This is a genomic window from Mesobacillus boroniphilus (assembly GCF_018424685.1).
Taxonomy (GTDB): Bacteria; Bacillota; Bacilli; order Bacillales; family Cytobacillaceae; genus Mesobacillus; species Mesobacillus boroniphilus_A.
This window is the reverse complement of record NZ_QTKX01000001.1, coordinates 2,112,904-2,130,225: the sequence shown is the minus strand read 5'-3', so window position 1 is coordinate 2,130,225 and position 17,322 is coordinate 2,112,904. Positions and strand designations below refer to the sequence as shown.

Annotated in this window: 17 protein-coding genes and 1 other annotated feature; of the genes, 16 read left to right on the top strand and 1 reads right to left on the bottom strand. The window is 41.9% G+C overall.

Annotation, left to right across the window (positions count from 1 at the left end):
* Positions 1–10: 10 nt before the first annotated feature.
* From DYI25_RS10960 to DYI25_RS10885, 16 genes are all read left to right on the top strand, one after another.
* Positions 11–361, top strand: a complete 351-nt coding sequence (locus DYI25_RS10960) for a diacylglycerol kinase family protein (RefSeq protein ID WP_342032494.1) — start codon at positions 11–13, stop codon at positions 359–361.
* A gap of 291 nt (positions 362–652) precedes the next feature.
* Positions 653–1,582 carry a GTPase Era gene (era, locus tag DYI25_RS10955; protein WP_213368666.1) on the top strand — a complete coding sequence of 310 codons (930 nt, stop codon included), beginning with the start codon at positions 653–655 and terminating at the stop codon, positions 1,580–1,582.
* A gap of 171 nt (positions 1,583–1,753) precedes the next feature.
* On the top strand, positions 1,754–1,897 hold the full coding sequence (locus DYI25_RS10950; protein ID WP_023627269.1) for a YqzL family protein: 144 nt from the start codon (positions 1,754–1,756) through the stop codon (positions 1,895–1,897).
* A gap of 31 nt (positions 1,898–1,928) precedes the next feature.
* Positions 1,929–2,681 (top strand): DNA repair protein RecO, encoded by a 753-nt coding sequence (gene recO, locus DYI25_RS10945; protein ID WP_213368664.1) that lies wholly within the window; start codon positions 1,929–1,931, stop codon positions 2,679–2,681.
* A gap of 120 nt (positions 2,682–2,801) precedes the next feature.
* Positions 2,802–2,973 (top strand) — a binding site (T-box leader).
* 161 nt (positions 2,974–3,134) lie between these two features.
* Positions 3,135–4,025: a glycine--tRNA ligase subunit alpha gene (glyQ, locus tag DYI25_RS10940; protein ID WP_213369560.1), complete on the top strand. Its 891-nt coding sequence runs from the start codon at positions 3,135–3,137 to the stop codon at positions 4,023–4,025.
* Positions 4,018–6,093, top strand: coding sequence for a glycine--tRNA ligase subunit beta (glyS, locus tag DYI25_RS10935; protein WP_213368662.1), 2,076 nt, complete (start codon positions 4,018–4,020; stop codon positions 6,091–6,093). Before glyQ ends, glyS begins: the two co-directional genes overlap by 8 nt.
* A gap of 321 nt (positions 6,094–6,414) precedes the next feature.
* On the top strand, positions 6,415–7,044 hold the full coding sequence (locus DYI25_RS10930) for a CBS domain-containing protein (RefSeq protein ID WP_213368660.1): 630 nt from the start codon (positions 6,415–6,417) through the stop codon (positions 7,042–7,044).
* 29 nt (positions 7,045–7,073) lie between these two features.
* The gene (locus tag DYI25_RS10925; RefSeq protein WP_213368658.1) at positions 7,074–7,892 is read left to right on the top strand and encodes a pyruvate, water dikinase regulatory protein; all 819 of its coding nucleotides are present in this window, start codon (positions 7,074–7,076) and stop codon (positions 7,890–7,892) included.
* A 275-nt stretch (positions 7,893–8,167) separates the two neighbouring features.
* On the top strand, positions 8,168–8,638 hold the full coding sequence (locus DYI25_RS10920; protein WP_213369558.1) for a YaiI/YqxD family protein: 471 nt from the start codon (positions 8,168–8,170) through the stop codon (positions 8,636–8,638).
* Between the two features lie 15 nt (positions 8,639–8,653).
* Positions 8,654–10,459, top strand: coding sequence for a DNA primase (dnaG, locus tag DYI25_RS10915; protein WP_213368656.1), 1,806 nt, complete (start codon positions 8,654–8,656; stop codon positions 10,457–10,459).
* A 43-nt stretch (positions 10,460–10,502) separates the two neighbouring features.
* Positions 10,503–11,633, top strand: coding sequence for an RNA polymerase sigma factor RpoD (gene rpoD / locus DYI25_RS10910; RefSeq protein ID WP_213368654.1), 1,131 nt, complete (start codon positions 10,503–10,505; stop codon positions 11,631–11,633).
* Between the two features lie 264 nt (positions 11,634–11,897).
* Positions 11,898–12,275 (top strand): hypothetical protein, encoded by a 378-nt coding sequence (locus DYI25_RS10905; RefSeq protein ID WP_213368652.1) that lies wholly within the window; start codon positions 11,898–11,900, stop codon positions 12,273–12,275.
* Between the two features lie 98 nt (positions 12,276–12,373).
* On the top strand, positions 12,374–13,513 hold the full coding sequence (locus DYI25_RS10900; RefSeq protein ID WP_213368650.1) for an acyl-CoA dehydrogenase family protein: 1,140 nt from the start codon (positions 12,374–12,376) through the stop codon (positions 13,511–13,513).
* A gap of 184 nt (positions 13,514–13,697) precedes the next feature.
* Positions 13,698–14,063 carry a cytochrome c550 gene (gene cccA, locus DYI25_RS10895; protein ID WP_102263619.1) on the top strand — a complete coding sequence of 122 codons (366 nt, stop codon included), beginning with the start codon at positions 13,698–13,700 and terminating at the stop codon, positions 14,061–14,063.
* Between the two features lie 121 nt (positions 14,064–14,184).
* Complete coding sequence (locus DYI25_RS10890) at positions 14,185–14,895, top strand: tRNA (adenine(22)-N(1))-methyltransferase (protein WP_213368648.1); 711 nt, start codon at positions 14,185–14,187, stop codon at positions 14,893–14,895.
* Positions 14,892–16,007 carry a Nif3-like dinuclear metal center hexameric protein gene (locus tag DYI25_RS10885; protein ID WP_213368645.1) on the top strand — a complete coding sequence of 372 codons (1,116 nt, stop codon included), beginning with the start codon at positions 14,892–14,894 and terminating at the stop codon, positions 16,005–16,007. Before DYI25_RS10890 ends, DYI25_RS10885 begins: the two co-directional genes overlap by 4 nt.
* Positions 16,008–16,302: 295 nt before the next feature.
* Here the strand turns inward: DYI25_RS10885 and DYI25_RS10880 are convergent, their stop codons facing one another.
* Positions 16,303–17,256: a 4-hydroxy-3-methylbut-2-enyl diphosphate reductase gene (locus DYI25_RS10880; protein WP_213368643.1), complete on the bottom strand. Its 954-nt coding sequence runs from the start codon at positions 17,254–17,256 to the stop codon at positions 16,303–16,305.
* Positions 17,257–17,322: the final 66 nt, after the last annotated feature.

Genomic DNA, 17,322 nt, shown 5'->3' with positions numbered 1-17,322 from the left:
GAAGCATCCGTTGGCTTCCTCATTCAAATTTGGTTTCGAGGGAATTGCAGCAGCGGCAGCAAAGGAAAGAAATGTGCAAATCCATCTGACCATTTCCGTTTTCGTCATTTTTATGGGGTTTGTTTTCTCAATCAACAAGTACGAATGGATAGCCATTATCCTAGCCATTGGCGGAATGATCTCGATGGAAATGATGAATACGGCAATTGAAAGAACGGTTGATATGTACACGAAAGAATACCACCCGCTTGCGAAGCAGGCAAAAGATATCGCCGCCGGTGCTGTCCTGGTTTTTGCGATTGCTAGTGTCATGATCGGTTTCATAATTTTTCTGCCAAGAATATTCGCATGGTTTAGTTAGTTGTCCATACAGGGCAACTTTTTTTTGGTGAATAGACTTAGTTAGTCTGTTTTTTTCATCCATGAAAAGCACCTTTAAAGTACGTATTATCAGCAAGAAAACCTACACATTTAACCCTTCATGTTTGAACCGATTTGAAAACAGGGAAAAACTTAAGTAAAATATCATCACAGTGTAAAAACAGTGCTTGTATGTTTTTAGAAAATTTAAAATTTTATATTTCATTTTTGCTACAAACGATGAAATCACACTGAAAATAAGTTAAAATAAAGTGGAGAAGGGAAATACAGTATGAACTTTAATAATCAAGGCAATAACAACAATTCTCACAAATCAGGCTTTATCTCAATTATTGGAAGGCCTAATGTCGGAAAGTCGACCTTTCTTAACAGGGTAATCGGGCAAAAGATTGCGATAATGAGTGATAAGCCGCAAACGACCCGAAATAAGGTTCAGGGTGTCCTTACACTTGATGATTCACAGCTGATTTTCATAGACACTCCAGGGATCCATAAACCAAAACACCGTCTTGGCGATTTCATGATGAAGGTAGCACAGAATACTTTAAAAGAAGTCGATCTAGTATTGTTTATGGTCAATGCCCAGGAAGGATATGGACGCGGGGAAGAATTTATCATTGAGAAACTTCAAAATGTAAAAACACCAGTTTTCCTTGTCATCAATAAAATCGACTTAATCCATCCAGATGAATTGCTAAAATTAATCGAGTCTTACAATGAAAAGTTCAATTTCGCTGAAATTGTTCCGATATCTGCTCTTGAAGGAAACAATGTTGAAAAGCTCCTCGAGCAAATCAAGGAGAAAATGCCAGAAGGGCCACAGTTTTATCCCGCTGACCAGGTAACAGACCATCCTGAACGTTTTATTGTTTCTGAACTGATCAGGGAAAAAGCACTGCATCTGACGAGGGAAGAAATTCCTCATTCACTTGCTGTAGTAATTGAAAAAATGGAACGCCAGCCTGAAAAAGAAATGGTGCATGTCATGGCTACAATCATTGTTGAGAGGGACTCCCAGAAAGGCATCATAATTGGCAAGCAGGGCAGTATGCTGAAGGAAATTGGCAAAAGGGCACGTCATGATATCGAGAATTTGCTTGGTACGAAAGTGTTTCTCGAATTATGGGTAAAGGTACAAAAGGATTGGAGAAACAAAGCCACACAGCTTCGGGATTTTGGTTTCAGGGAAGATGAGTATTAAGCCTGTTTGGCAAAATGCTCCCTCATTAACATATTAACCAGTTGCAAATTATATTCATAAATAGGATTTACAATTTTTATGTAACATGAAAATCTGATTGACAGGCTATGATATTCATAAGGATTTGGGATATAAAAGTTGCTAGTGAAAAATTGAAAGGTGGGGTTTTCGATGTTGGATTTTACCTGGAAGGTGTTTTCTCAGACAGGTAACATTGACACATATCTTCTCTTTAAGGAATTGGAGAAAGACGATCAAGAAATACCCGGTTATCAGGAGGAAGAACTAGCAGAAATTGATTTTCCAATCTCATAGGTTTGTCTGTAGTAATGGATGGTGACAGCAGATGCTGCAGAAATGTGAAGGCATTGTCATTAGAACGACGAATTATGGCGAGAACAATAAAATTGTTACCTTATATACAAGGGAATTTGGAAAAGTTGGTGTGATGGCAAGAGGTGCTAAAAAGCCTAATAGCAGGCTTTCTGCTGTCACCCAGCTTTTTACTTATGGCCAGTTTCTATTCCAGGCAAGTTCAGGGCTGGGCAGCCTGCAGCAGGGAGAAATGATCTCTTCAATGAGGTCGATCCGAGAGGATATTTTCCTTACTGCTCATGCCAGCTATATTGTTGATTTGACTGATAAAGTGACTGAGGACAAGAAGTCGAACCCTTTCATGTTCGAATTGCTTCTCCAGACCCTTAATTATATGAATGAAGGCTATGATATGGAGATTCTCACTTTTATTTATGAGATGAAAATGCTGAATGTCCAGGGACTGTACCCCGTTTTGGACAAGTGTGCAAACTGTGGCAGTACGGAGGGGGATTTCAACTTTTCGATTAGAGAGGGCGGGCTTCTGTGCCATCGATGTTTCGAAATTGATCCTTACAGGAGCAAAACTTCACCCGGTACTGTGAGGCTGCTTCGATTATTTTATCTACTTGACCTAAGCCGTCTTGGCAATATATCAGTGAAGCCAGAGACAAAAGTCGAGCTGAAAAAAGTGATTTCCGCTTATTATGATGAATACTCAGGACTTTATTTAAAAACCAGGAAATTCCTTGATCAAATGGATTCATTCAGGGACCAACTGTAACTATTGACATTGCTGTTTCTTTTCGCTATTATTCAAATCAAAAGCTTTTCATGTTGGTTGTTCCCTTTAACACATAGTGTAAAGCAATCATGTTGATGAAAAGATTTAATGAAAATTACATATGTTGCGGTGAAGGAAAAGAGTACTTGAATCCCTCTGTATAAGCGAGTCCGGGTATGGTGTGAGCCGGATTGCAGAAATTAAGGAAGGCGTTCCGGAGCGACATCACTTTTAAAGAGGCTGCTATTTGCAGCAAATAGGGTGGAACCGCGGGTAAACTCTCGTCCCTATGCATGAATCGATGCATAGGGGGCGGGAGTTTTTTTGATTTTATATTCAGTCTATTTTCGCATTATTTGATGATTTTCGTATAATACGCCATTAATCAAGAAAGCCCAAAGTTTACGAAAAGAGCTTAGTAAAACACGATTTAAAATTTTCGGAGGTGTAATGATGAATATCCAAAATATGATTTTAACACTGCAACAACACTGGTCTGAACAAGGATGTGTCCTTATGCAGGCTTATGACACCGAAAAAGGTGCAGGAACAATGAGTCCATACACGTTCCTACGTGCAATTGGCCCGGAACCATGGAATGTCGCGTATGTTGAGCCGTCCCGCCGCCCGGCTGACGGTCGCTATGGAGAAAATCCAAACAGGCTTTATCAGCACCATCAATTCCAGGTAATCATGAAGCCTTCTCCAGACAATATTCAGGAACTCTATCTGGATTCATTGAAAGCTTTGGGTATTGATCCACTTGAACACGACATTCGTTTCGTAGAGGACAACTGGGAAAATCCATCCCTGGGATGCGCAGGCCTAGGTTGGGAAGTATGGCTGGATGGCATGGAAATCACGCAATTCACATATTTCCAACAGGTAGGCGGACTTGACTGCAAACCAGTTTCCGTAGAGATTACATACGGAATTGAACGACTAGCCTCTTATATCCAGGACAAAGAAAATGTCTTTGATCTTGAATGGACAAACGGTTTTACTGTAAGGGACATATTTGGACAGCCAGAATATGAGCATTCCAAATATACTTTCGAAACATCGGATAAAGACATGCTTTTCAACCTTTTCAATATTTATGAAAAAGAAGCAAATCGCCAAATGGATGAAGGGCTTGTCCACCCTGCATATGACTATGTCCTGAAGTGTTCTCACACTTTTAATATACTTGATGCACGTGGAGCGATTTCCGTAACTGAAAGGACCGGCTATATTGCCCGTATCCGAAATCTCGCCAAGAAAGTGGCAAAAACGTTCTATGAAGAAAGAGAAAAGTTAGGCTTCCCAATCATTAAACGGAAGGAGCAGGTGGAAAATGACTAAACGGAATTTATTGCTTGAAATCGGTTTGGAAGAAATGCCTGCAAGATTTATTACTGACACCATAAACCAGCTGGCTTCCAAGGTGGAGAATTGGCTAAAAACGAATAATATTGGTTTTGAAGCAATCAAGCTTTATTCAACACCGCGCAGGCTTGCGTTACTTGTCATGAATGTTGATGAACGCCAGGAAGACAGCGAGGAAGAAGCAAAAGGCCCTGCTAAAAAAATAGCTCTTGCTGCGGACGGAGAATGGTCTAAAGCAGCGGTTGGCTTTACACGCGGCCAGGGGTTGACCGTTGAGGATATATATTTTAAAGAGATTAACGGTGTTGAATATGCTCATGTAAAGAAATTTATAAAAGGAAAGGATACTTTTGAGCTGCTTGTTGAATTGAAAGCTATCATTTCTGGATTGACCTTCCCGAAAAACATGCGCTGGGCCGACCTCGAGCTTCGTTATGTTCGACCAATCAAATGGCTTGTTACAATGTTCGGAAATGAAGTCGTTCCATTTGAAATCGCTGGTGTCCAAACTGGCAACGTAACAAGAGGCCATCGATTCCTTGCAGAAGGTGAAATCCACTTAACCGCTCCTCAGGAATATGAAGAAGCATTGTTAGGACAATATGTTGTTGCTGACGCGCAAAAGCGTAAGGACGCCATTACTTCTCAGCTTGAAAAAATTGAGGAGGAAAACGGCTGGATAGTCCCTGTTGATGAAGACTTGCTGGAAGAAGTCAATAACCTGGTTGAATATCCAACTGCGTTATATGGCCGTTTCGAAGAGGAATTCCTGGAAATCCCTAGCGAAGTCCTAATCACTTCCATGAAAGAGCACCAAAGATACTTTCCGGTGAAATCCAAGAGCGGAGACCTGCTGCCTCTTTTCATCACAGTAAGGAACGGTGACCACCTCCATATTGAAAAGGTTGCCCGTGGAAACGAAAAAGTTCTAAGAGCTCGACTGGCGGATGCAGCATTTTTCTATAAAGAAGATCAAAGAATGCAGATTGATGCAGCATTGGAAAAATTGAAGAATGTTGTATACCACGAGGATATCGGAACAATTGCTGAAAAATCAGAAAGAGTACGCAAGCTTGCAGGCTTGATTGCTGATAGAATGGAGTTTTCGCCTGATGTTATCAAATTTGCTGATCGGGCGGCCCAAATCAGTAAATTCGATTTGGTTTCACAGATGGTATACGAGTTCCCGGAACTACAAGGGATTATGGGTGAAAAGTACGCTTTGCAAAAAGGTGAAAGCCCAGAGGTTGCAGCTGCAATTAATGAGCATTACATGCCTCGTAACGCGGAAGATTCAATACCTGCATCTCCAGCAGGAGCATTGGTTGCTATAGCCGATAAACTCGATACTATTGTTACGTTCTTCTCGCTTGGCATCATTCCTAGTGGTTCTCAAGATCCTTATGCATTGAGAAGACAGGCGACGGGGATCGTGCAGACCCTTATTGAAAAGAAATGGAATATCACACTTGAAAATCTTGTCGGCCTTTCACTTAACCTTGTATCAGAAGCAGGAATTACAAAGCGCACTGACGAAGAAGTTTACCATGACCTAATCCAATTCTTTAAATTGAGAGTCAAGCACTTGTTGCAGGAGAGAGGAATCCGCTACGATTTGATAGATGCAGTACTTGGCGGAGAGTTCGGTATTGTATCTGGACTGATTGAAAAAGCAGAAGCACTCCAGGCTGCCAGCAGCAATGAAGGCTTTAAAGAAAGCATGGAAGCATTAAGCCGGGTTCTTAATATCGCAAGCAAGAAAGACGTACTTGGGGATATCGATCCAGAACGATTCGAAAATGAGTATGAACAAAGGCTATATGAAAAGTATCTGGAGCTAGGAAAGAAGGCTGAAGACGGAATGGATGCTGCTTCTTATTATCAGCTTTTAGTTGACATCAAACCAGAAATCAATGATTATTTTGAGCATACAATGGTCATGTCTGATAACCAGGATGTGCGTGAGAACCGGCTAAATCAAATGGCTGCACTGGCAACTCTGATCATGAAGCTTGCGAAAGTAAATGATATTGTCGTAAAGTAAACATCTGTAAAAAATGAAATGCTTTCATTGAGTGCCTTCCTGCACAGGAAGGCACTTTAACAAGATGCTATGCGATGGGAACAGATGCAGGACAAATCGTCATGAAATGGTTAGAAAATTTCTTCCTTTTATTTACCTCTTGTAGTATATAATGATTTTATTAGGTTTTTTACGTAATAGCTGTTTTTACGGTCAGTCTAAAACTTCCATTGTCAGAACAATCTTGGGCAAAGCATAATTTTTAAAAAACCAGGATATAGCTTAATAAATTTTCAATCACTCCAATGTGAAAACAGCTTATATAAAATCTCCCGTTAGGTGGTGAGGACAATCGAACTGAATAAACGCCAGGAGCATATTCTGCAAATCGTAAAGGATAACGGACCGATCACTGGGGAGCATATTGCCGAAAAGTTAAATCTGACAAGGGCTACCCTAAGGCCCGACCTTGCCATCCTGACGATGTCGGGGTATTTGGATGCCAGACCTCGTGTAGGATATTTCTATACAGGCAAATCTGGAAATCAGCTGCTTTCGGAGAATCTAAAAAAAATTCTCGTCAGGGATTACCAGTCCATCCCTGTAGTCGTACCTGAAAATGTATCTGTCTACGATGCGATCGTTACGATGTTCCTTGAAGATGTAGGCACTTTATTTGTGGTCGATAAAGCTTCAAGGCTAGTAGGTGTCCTTTCTCGCAAGGATTTGTTAAGAGCAAGCATTGGGAATCAGGAGCTTACTACTTTGCCGGTTAATATCATCATGACAAGAATGCCAAATATTACAGTGTGCCGTCGGGATGACCTGCTTATTGATGCTGCCAAGGAATTAATTGAAAAGCAGATTGATGCCCTTCCGATCATCAAAGATACAGATGATGGGTACGAGTTGGTAGGAAGATTGACCAAGACAAACATTACAAAGGCTTTTGTGGCCTTGGCAGAGGAATAAGAAGCAAATAGAAAAGGGGTTGGTCAAAGATGAATAAAACACCTATTATTTATGTGGTTTCTGACTCTGTCGGTGAGACAGCAGAGCTAGTCACGAAGGCTGCCGTCAGCCAATTCGAACATTTGGATGTTTCACTAAAAAGGTTCCCTTATGTAGAGGATAAAGTACATATTGACGAAGTCATTTCACTTGCTAAGCATGATGGAGGGATGATTGCCTATACGCTGGTCAAGCCCGATATTAGCGAATATCTTCAAGAATCTGCCACTAAAGAAGGGATATATGCCTGTGACATCATCGGGCCGCTTATGCAGCAAATCCAGCGCCTAAGTGGTGAAACTCCGTTATACGAACCTGGTCTTGTCCGTAAACTTGACGAAGATTACTTCAAAAAAGTTGAAGCAATCGAATTCGCAGTAAAATACGATGATGGCCGCGATCCAAGAGGTATTTTGAAAGCCGATATTGTCCTAGTAGGAGTCTCGAGAACATCCAAGACACCATTATCACAATACCTCGCCCATAAGCGCTACAAAGTTGCGAATGTACCACTTGTGCCAGAAGTCGACCCTCCAGAGGAATTATTCCTTGTTCCAAAGGAAAAATGCTTTGGCCTTAGGATTACTCCGGATAAATTGAACCAAATCCGCCGTGAGAGGTTAATATCACTTGGTTTGAACGATCAAGCAATATATGCAAATATCGAAAGAATCAAGGAAGAGATAGAATATTTTGATGGGATCGTTGAAAGAATAGGATGTCCTGTAATCGATGTAACAAACAAAGCAGTTGAAGAAACTGCAAATGTCATTCTTAATATGGTCCGAAATAAAAAAATGGACGAATAGCACATATTTAGTTATGTGCTTTTCTTTTTGACGGTTCTTTAATGAATTAATGCATTAGCCGAGAAAAAATAATGGAAAAATAGCCTTTCTTATACTATAATAAAAAATTGTGATAAAAATGTATCTGTTTAGGTTTAGACTGGACAGATTACGAATAAACTATTTACTATCAGTTGTCAAGATTTTGACCGCGAAAAAATTCGACAAAATTCCCTTGAAAAAATACAATCCTTAAGAAGGAATATGCGGAGTGATGTAGAATTAATACTAGTAAAATCAACAGTCAGACCCTTTTTGTTGATGCAGACTCTTGCCCGGTCATTAAGGAAATTGTCGAAATCGCTTCGAAGTTTTCCATCGAAGCTGTTTTTGTGGCTTCATATGCCCATATGAAGAACGACCTTCAAGGACAGAACTGGGTATTTGTCGATTCTCATAAGGAGGCTGTAGACCTTTATTTAATGAATCACGTTAAGAAAGGTGATTTTGCGGTGACGCAGGACATTGGTCTTGCATCTACCCTCATTGCGAAAGGGGTTTATGCCATCTCTCCAAGGGGAAATTTATTTGAAGAAAAGGATATTCAGACTGCCCTTGACTTAAGGTATCTTTCTGCCAGGGCAAGAAGGCAGGGATCCTATGGTAAGGGACCCAAACCCTTTACTGAAAAAGACAGGGAAAAGTTTATAAAGGAATTGAGCATGCTTTTGTCGAATTTTAAGATATGTTCAAGGAATCACAACTAATTAGAGGTCATGCTTATGGCAGAGAGAATTGCCGAGGAAAAAGTAAATGAAATCCGGCAGGCGGTTGAAATAGTCGATGTCATTGGTGATTATGTCCAATTGAAAAAACAAGGTCGGAATTATTTTGGGCTTTGTCCATTTCATGGGGAAAACTCTCCATCATTTTCAGTTTCACCTGATAAGCAGATTTATCACTGCTTTGGTTGTGGTGCCGGCGGGAATGTATTTTCATTCCTGATGGATATTGATGGCCTGTCGTTTCAAGAAGCTGCAGTAAAGCTCGCGGAAAGGGCGAAAATTGAACTAAAGCTGGAAGGACCGGCTGCGGGCAAAAATACACAACTGCCTGAAGGCTCGAAACAAATGATCGAAGCGCATGAACTATTGCGTAAATTCTATCACCATTTGCTTGTAAACACAAAAGAGGGTCAAGATGCCCTGGAATATCTTCTTAACAGGGGATTTACCCAAGAATCCATTGACCGCTTCCAAATAGGCTATGCACTGCCTTCATGGGACTTTGCAGTTAAACTGCTTGAAAAACGGGGGTTTTCGCTGAATCTTATTTCGAAAGCAGGGCTGGTCATCCAGCGGGAAAACGATGAAACATACTTTGACAGGTTCAGGAACAGGATAATGTTCCCAATCCTCGACCATCAGGGAAATACGATTGCGTTTTCAGGGCGGGCACTAGGGGGCGAAGAACCCAAATATCTAAATAGTCCCGAAACGCAAATCTTCAACAAAAGTAAAATTTTATATAATTTCCACCTTGCGCGTGGCTCGATCCGTAAGCAGCAGCAAGCTGTTCTTTTCGAAGGCTTCGCCGATGTTATTTCCGCTAACCGTGCAGGAGTAGAAAACGGGGTCGCCACGATGGGGACATCGTTGACTGAAGAACATATTTCCTTGCTGAAAAGAAATGTTCAAGCTGTAACGATTTGTTACGACTCGGACAAAGCCGGTATAGAAGCGGCATTCAGGGCGTCAAACATGCTGTCAAAAGCAGGATTACCTGTCAGGGTTGCAACAATGCCGGATGGGATGGATCCTGATGACTTCATAAAGGTGCATGGTGAGGAAAAATTCAGGAACGATATTATTGGCTCCAGCGCCACTTTGATGGCATTTAAATTAATATATTATCGCCGAGGGAAAAACCTTCAGAATGAAGGAGATCGCCTCCAATATATCGAAGAAGTACTTAAAGAAATCAGTACACTCGATAAAGCAGTAGAAAAAGACCTGTACTTGAGGCAGCTTGCGAATGAATTTTCGCTATCTCTTGATGCATTAGTCCAACAAATCAATCAGTTGGCTCAGGCATCGGGCCCGAAAAGGCAAAATCAGCCGCGAGCGGAATCAAGACCTGCAAGCTATGCCAGGAAATCAGAACTCAAGCCTGCATACCACACTGCGGAAAGGCGAATGATCTTTCATATGATGAGAGACGCCGACGTTGCATATAAGGTGCAGGAAATGCTTGCAGGAAGTACATTGAACATTGATGAACATCAGGCTATTATTACTTATTTATTTGCATACTATGAAAAAGGACATGATCCTGACCCAAGCGCGTTCTTAAATTATCTCCAGGATAATAAGCTAAAAAGGGTCGTTGCTGATATAGAGATGATGCCTCTTAACGAGGAGATCAATGACCAGGAATTATCTGATTATATCAAGCAGGTCTTGAATTATCAAAAAATGTTAAAAATAAAGGAAAAAATGGCAGAACAAAAACAGGCAGAACGACAAAACGACTTCTTGCGCGCTGCGGCTATCGCAACGGAAATTATCCAATTGCGCAAGACCTTATAAAGCTTATGCTGATTGTTTTTGATTTTTGGAAGGAGGGGGACATATGGCTGAAAAGTCAGCCCGTTCTAAAGAAGTCACCGAAAATGAAGTGACGGTTGAACAAGTAAAAGACCAGTTAACGGCACTGGGTAAGAAAACAGGCGTCCTTGCTTATGATGATATCGCAGAGAGGCTATCAAGCTTCGACCTTGATTCCGATCAAATGGATGAGTATTATGAGTTCCTTGGTGAACAAGGGATTGAACTCGTTGGTGAAAGCGATGAGGTTGAAGACCCAGACCTCAAACAGCTTGCAAAGGACGATGAAGAATTCGACTTGAATGACTTAAGTGTCCCGCCGGGAGTTAAGATCAATGACCCGGTAAGGATGTATTTAAAAGAAATCGGCCGAGTTGACTTGCTTTCTGCAGAAGAGGAAATCAATCTTGCAGAAAGAATTGAACAGGGCGATGAAGAAGCCAAAAGACGCCTTGCTGAAGCGAACCTTCGACTCGTAGTTAGTATCGCGAAACGCTATGTTGGCCGCGGTATGTTATTCCTTGACCTTATTCAGGAAGGGAACATGGGCTTAATTAAGGCAGTAGAAAAGTTTGACTACCGTAAAGGGTTTAAGTTCAGTACCTATGCTACTTGGTGGATTCGTCAGGCGATTACTCGTGCTATCGCTGACCAGGCAAGGACAATCAGGATCCCTGTCCATATGGTTGAAACAATCAATAAATTGATTCGTGTACAAAGGCAGCTTCTTCAGGACTTAGGCCGCGAACCAACTCCTGAAGAGATCGGCGAAGACATGGATCTGTCACCAGAAAAAGTACGCGAAATCCTTAAGATTGCCCAGGAGCCTGTATCTCTCGAAACGCCGATTGGGGAAGAAGATGATTCCCACCTTGGAGATTTCATTGAGGACCAGGATGCTACCTCTCCTTCTGAACATGCTGCGTATGAGCTTTTGAAGGAACAGCTGGAGGATGTCCTTGATACGCTTACTGACCGTGAAGAGAACGTCCTTAGACTCCGTTTCGGTCTTGATGATGGACGTACTCGTACATTGGAAGAAGTGGGTAAGGTATTTGGTGTTACGCGCGAACGTATACGCCAGATTGAAGCTAAGGCACTTCGTAAGCTGAGACACCCAAGTCGCAGCAAACGATTGAAAGACTTTTTAGAATAGGATTGCCAAGGAATAATTTACTTTTTAAAATAAAAGTAAATTATTCCTTTTTTTATGTTCTTTCCCCCGACAATTAGCTCGGATAATCAATAAGACAGGATGTGCCGACATATGGATGAACATCGCAGGAAAATCATCACCAATGAAATTAAGTACTGGAAACAAAACAGGCTGCTGCCGGAGCACTACTGTAATTTCCTCTTGAACCTGTATTCAGAGGGAAGTTCTGAAGCCCCTTCAACTCTGGGGAAAAGGCCAAGCCGCATGAAAGCATTGGTAAGTTTCATTTTAGTTGGATTGTTATCGCTTTCAGTTTTTTTATTTTATTTTACTGAATTGTCGATCTTTTTGCAAACTGCCCTAATCACTTTTTTTGGTATTAGCACACTTTCATTAGCTCTTTACCTGTTAAAAAAATCTTTTTTTGATTTAATCCCATTACTTGCTTCGGCACTTCTTTTACTGATTACATCTGTTCAGGCGGTTGAAATAATATTGCCAAACCATCCCGCCAGCCTTTACATTGTAACGGCGCTAAACTGTTTGTTGTGGTTAGCAGCAGGCATAAAATGGACAATGGTTAGCTTCAAGCTCTCAGGAATCATAGGGCTAATCGTCCTGGTGATTGCTATATTTGTATAATATTTAATAATTTTAAAGTTTTTAAATGTTGAGAAAATTGTTTGTTCACCTTTATAATGAAGAATGTAAACGCATTCAATGTTTTAAGGGGGATGGAAATGAATTTTGATTTAACATCAGAACAGGCAATGATTAAAAGGACAATCAGAGAATTTGCGGAGGAAGAAGTTGCTCCAGGAGCGATTGAAAGAGATAAAACTAAACAGTTTCCGACAGAAATTTTCAAAAAGCTAGGAGAACTTGGAATGCTGGGCTTACCTTTCCCAGAGGAATATGGCGGAGCGGGAGCTGATACGGTCAGTTTCGCAATTGTCACAGAGGAGCTGAGCAAGGCCTGTGCTTCCACGGGGATTACATATTCTGCACATATATCCCTCGGCGGTGCTCCTATAAATCTATTTGGCACAGAAGAGCAGAAACAAAAATATTTAACGCCAATATGTACAGGCGAGTCCCTGGGGGCATTTGGGCTGACAGAACCGAATGCTGGGTCGGATGCAGGAGGAACCCAGACGACAGCCAAAGAGATAGATGGTGAATACATCATCAACGGCAGTAAGAACTTTATCACAAATGCCAGCTATGCCAAACATCTCGCAATGACTGCAATCACTGGTAATGTGGACGGCAAAAAGGAAATAAGTGCGATTATTGTACCAACAGATGCACCAGGATTTTCTGTTATCGATAATTATGAAAAAATGGGATTGAATGCTTCGAATACTACTCAGCTTGTGATGGAGGATGTCCACGTTCCTGTTGAGAATCTGCTAGGCAGGAAAGGGGATGGATTCAAGCAATTCCTTGTGACGCTGGACGGCGGAAGGATCGGCATAGGCGCAATGGCTGTAGGAGTAGCTCAGGCCGCTTATGAAAAAGCTTTGCAGTATGCTAAAGAAAGACAGCAATTCGGCAGACAGATATCACAGTTTCAGGCTATCCAGTTCAAGCTTGCGGACATGGCAATGAAAATTGAACTCGCACGCAATATGGTATATAAGGCTGCCTGGCTGAAGGACCAGGGACGCCCATTTTCAAAGGAAGCATCAATGTGTAAGCTCTATGCTTCAGAAATTGCCATGGAAGTGGCCGATCAGGCTGTCCAAATACATGGCGGATACGGCTATATGAGAGAATATGAAGTGGAACGTTATATGAGGGATGCGAAGCTGCTAGAGATCGGTGAGGGTACATCAGAAGTCCAAAGAATGGTTATTGCAAGATTAATTGGCTGCTAAAAGGGTATCCTAAATATGCTTTATACAGAAAAAACTTCATCAAATGATGAAGTTTTTTGTCTAAATTGTGAACAAGTGTGACAAAGTTTGCTTTTTTACTTTCCCTGTAAACGTTTTTCAAGTAAAATAATATCTGTGTGAAATCATTATTTAAGTAGATGTTGTACATAAAGGAGGGTATATGATGAATCGTAATCCAATTATCCCGTTCGTATTGATCATGGTAATGGGAATCGGCTTGATGTTCCTGCTTTCTTTCAAGGGTGTTGGGGATTCCAAGGATCTGGCAAAGGAAAAAGAAGGCGGCGGTGAAAAGACTGAAGAAACTGCTGAAGCAAACCCGGAGGATTTTTACCAGCAATCATGCGCGATGTGCCACGGAAACCAGTATGAAGGCGTTTCAGGTCCTTCATTGAAAGGCGTAGGCAGCAAGTACTCACAGGAAGAAATCAAAGATATCCTGGTTAATGGAAAAGGAGCAATGCCTCCTGGTCTGGCTGCGGGTAAGGAAGATCAAATGGCAGAATGGATCGTTAATGAATTGAAGTAATCTTTAAAGGCTCTTTGCTTTGGCAAAGAGCCTTTACTTTTTTCCTCATACATAATTGGACAAGGGGTATGCAGTTTTCATATACTAATAAAAGCAAAATAAGATTTAGTAGGTGACTTGTATGAATACTGAAAAACTCTCAAACAGGCTTGAAGCCGTTGCAAATAATATACCTGAAGGTGCTAGGTTGGCAGATATTGGATCCGACCATGCCTACCTTCCTTGTAATGTTGTTAAAAAGGGAACTGTTCCAATGGCGATTGCTGGCGAGGTAGCAGAAGGACCATTCCAATCTGCCCTCGAGCAGGTTCAGGAGGAAAGTCTAACAGACAAGATTTCGGTCAGAAAAGGGGACGGTCTTGAAGCAATCGAACCAGGAGAGGTGGATTGCATTACCATCGCGGGTATGGGCGGTACTTTGATTTCAACGATCCTTGAAAAAGGAAAATCGAAACTAGAAGGAGTCAGCAGGCTTGTCCTTCAGCCAAATGTTGGCAGCTTTGCGGTGCGCAGATGGTTGATCGACAATGGCTGGGAACTAATCAAAGAAGAAATTCTTGAAGAAGATCGGAAAATTTATGAAATCCTTGTAGCGGAGAAAGGCGAACCATTAAAGCCATATCAGCATATCAATCTTGAAATTGGAATATTGTTTGGGCCATTTCTGCTAAAAGAAAAGCCAGAAGTATTCAAAGAAAAGTGGAAAGCTGAAAAGAGAAATTGGGAGCGTATCTTAAAGCAGCTTGATGACGCTGTGCAGAATGATGATACAGCTAGTAAGAGACAGGAACTGAGAACGAAATTAAAGATGGCAGAGGAGGCGTTACAGTGAAAAAAGTGAATGGGCATGAAGTGATCCAGCTTTTTGAACAATTTTCTCCTAAGGCATTTGCGATGGAAGGCGATAAGGTTGGCCTGCAAATAGGAGCGTTGAACCAAACAGTCGAGAACGTCCTAGTTGCTCTTGATGTAACAGAGGAAGTGGTGGAGGAGGCAATTGCCAAAAATGCACAGTTAATTATCGCACATCATCCGCCAATTTTCCGGCCATTGAAAAAAATCGCGACGGACACTCCAGCTGGGAGAATGATAGCCAAGCTAATCAAGCATGACATCGCAGTTTATGCTGCACATACGAACCTGGATGTGGCAAAAGGAGGCGTAAATGATCTGCTTGCTGCTGCACTAGGTTTAAAGAACGCTCAAGTGCTTGTACCGACCTATGAGGACCAGTTGAAAAAGCTTGTCGTTTTCGTGCCAGAGGAAGATGCTGAACGTCTGCGGGAAGCGTTAGGAAATGCAGGAGCAGGGGCAATCGGCAATTATAGCCATTGTTCGTTCTCCGGGGCGGGTGAAGGACGTTTCCTGCCTGGAGAAAACACAGATCCTCATATCGGCGAACAAGGAAAGCTTGAAGCAGTCAATGAAGTGCGGGTAGAAACTGTTTTTCCACAAAGTATTGAAAAGAAAGTCATCCAGGCTATGATCAAGGCTCATCCTTACGAGGAAGTAGCCTATGATGTATATCGACTTGAGAATAATGGAGAACAACTTGGACTTGGCAGAATCGGACAAGTCGAAGAAACGACCCTTTCTGAATATGCTAATGTTGTAAAGGAAGCTTTGGGTGTGGAAAAAGTTCGCGTTGTCGGCGACTTAAACGCAAAGGTGAAAAAAGTAGCTGTCCTTGGTGGTGACGGAAATAAGTATTACTCCCAGGCAAAATTCCGCGGGGCAGACGTTTATGTTACAGGGGATATTTACTATCACACAGCACATGACGCGCTGATGGCTGGCCTGAATATGATTGATCCGGGACATAATGTCGAGAAGGTCATGAAAAAAGGAGTCGCCACGATGATGGAAGGACTATGCAAAGAAAAAGGATATGAAGTGAGCTTTATTCCTTCTGAAATAGGGACAGATCCATTTACTTTTATGTAGATTGTTGGATCTGAACGAACCAGGTTGCTGGCATTAGGGCAGTGTTGGGACTGAAAACTTCTTTTGGCATCAGTTTCGGTCGCAGAACGAGGTCAGTTGCGCCCGAAAAACGTTTCTGGCATTAGTTTCGGTCGCAGAACGGGGTCAGTTGTGCACTAAAATCGTTTCCGGTTCCAGTTTCGGTCACAGGAACACCTAAGCAGCGACCAAAGCCGATAGGAATTTCGGTTACCCGAACCCGCAAATAACGAAAACAAGAAAGCAGCCTGAATTGAATTCAGGCTGCTTTCAGTTATTATACGTTTGCCTCAGTCTTCTTAACTTTTGGCAGGATTTTATGAAGAGGTACCTTTTTCTCTTTTACCCAGGTTTCTTCGTTTGCCTTATCAAACTGTTCGAGGAAGGTAATGACCTCTTTAGTGATCGGTGTCGGAGTCGATGCTCCAGATGTAACCGCGACTGTTTCAGCATCTTTGACCCAATCCATATTCAGCTCTGTAATATCAGCAATCCGATATGCTTTTGTTCCTGCGATTTCTTCGGATACCTGTGCGAGACGGTTTGAGTTATTGCTCTTTGGATCGCCGACGACAATCAGGACATCTGCTTCTTTCGCCTGCTCGGCTACAGCCTCCTGGCGTACTTGCGTTGCCATGCAAATTTCTCTATGAACCTCAGAGTGAGGGTACTTTTCTTTCACTTTTTCCATGATGTCGCCAACATCCCACTGGCTCATCGTTGTCTGGTTGGTTACGATCAACTTCTCAGCCTGCAAATCCAAAGCCTCTACATCCGCTGCAGTTTCCACAAGATGTACAATCCCTGGCGCAACACCGACAGCGCCCTCTGGCTCAGGATGCCCTTTTTTGCCGATGTAAATGACCTCAAAGCCTTCTTTTTCTTTTTCCCTGATCAGATTATGAGTGTTTGTCACGTCCGGACATGTCGCATCAATTGAGACAAGTCCCTTTTTCTTGGCAAGCTCCCTGACTTCGGGGGAAATGCCGTGTGCTGTAAAAATAACTGTTCCGCCTTCAACCTTTTCAAGGATTTCCTTGCGGTTGTTACCATCCAATGTAATGATGCCTTCTTCTTCAAATGCATCAGTGACATGCTTATTATGGACAATCATCCCAAGTATATATATAGGACGCGGCAAGCTTTTATCCAATGCAGCATTTCGTGCAATGACCATGGCATCAACAACACCATAGCAATATCCGCGTGGCGATATTTTAATTACATTCATTGAGTCATCCTCCTAAGAGTACCTCTGATTCTTTCTTTTATTATATAAGACTTGTAGAAAGAATAC

What these genes read in the sequence shown, in the direction of transcription:
- DYI25_RS10890 (WP_213368648.1), top strand. Translation starts at nt 14,185, where the DNA reads ATGAATACTGAAAAACTCTCAAACAGGCTTGAAGCCGTTGCAAATAAT.
- DYI25_RS10925 (WP_213368658.1), top strand. Translation starts at nt 7,074, where the DNA reads ATGAATAAAACACCTATTATTTATGTGGTTTCTGACTCTGTCGGTGAG.
- glyQ (WP_213369560.1), top strand. Translation starts at nt 3,135, where the DNA reads ATGAATATCCAAAATATGATTTTAACACTGCAACAACACTGGTCTGAA.
- era (WP_213368666.1), top strand. Translation starts at nt 653, where the DNA reads ATGAACTTTAATAATCAAGGCAATAACAACAATTCTCACAAATCAGGC.
- DYI25_RS10950 (WP_023627269.1), top strand. Translation starts at nt 1,754, where the DNA reads ATGTTGGATTTTACCTGGAAGGTGTTTTCTCAGACAGGTAACATTGAC.
- glyS (WP_213368662.1), top strand. Translation starts at nt 4,018, where the DNA reads ATGACTAAACGGAATTTATTGCTTGAAATCGGTTTGGAAGAAATGCCT.
- recO (WP_213368664.1), top strand. Translation starts at nt 1,929, where the DNA reads ATGCTGCAGAAATGTGAAGGCATTGTCATTAGAACGACGAATTATGGC.
- DYI25_RS10900 (WP_213368650.1), top strand. Translation starts at nt 12,374, where the DNA reads ATGAATTTTGATTTAACATCAGAACAGGCAATGATTAAAAGGACAATC.
- dnaG (WP_213368656.1), top strand. Translation starts at nt 8,654, where the DNA reads ATGGCAGAGAGAATTGCCGAGGAAAAAGTAAATGAAATCCGGCAGGCG.
- rpoD (WP_213368654.1), top strand. Translation starts at nt 10,503, where the DNA reads ATGGCTGAAAAGTCAGCCCGTTCTAAAGAAGTCACCGAAAATGAAGTG.
- DYI25_RS10905 (WP_213368652.1), top strand. Translation starts at nt 11,898, where the DNA reads ATGAAAGCATTGGTAAGTTTCATTTTAGTTGGATTGTTATCGCTTTCA.
- cccA (WP_102263619.1), top strand. Translation starts at nt 13,698, where the DNA reads ATGAATCGTAATCCAATTATCCCGTTCGTATTGATCATGGTAATGGGA.
- DYI25_RS10880 (WP_213368643.1), bottom strand. Translation starts at nt 17,256, where the DNA reads ATGAATGTAATTAAAATATCGCCACGCGGATATTGCTATGGTGTTGTT.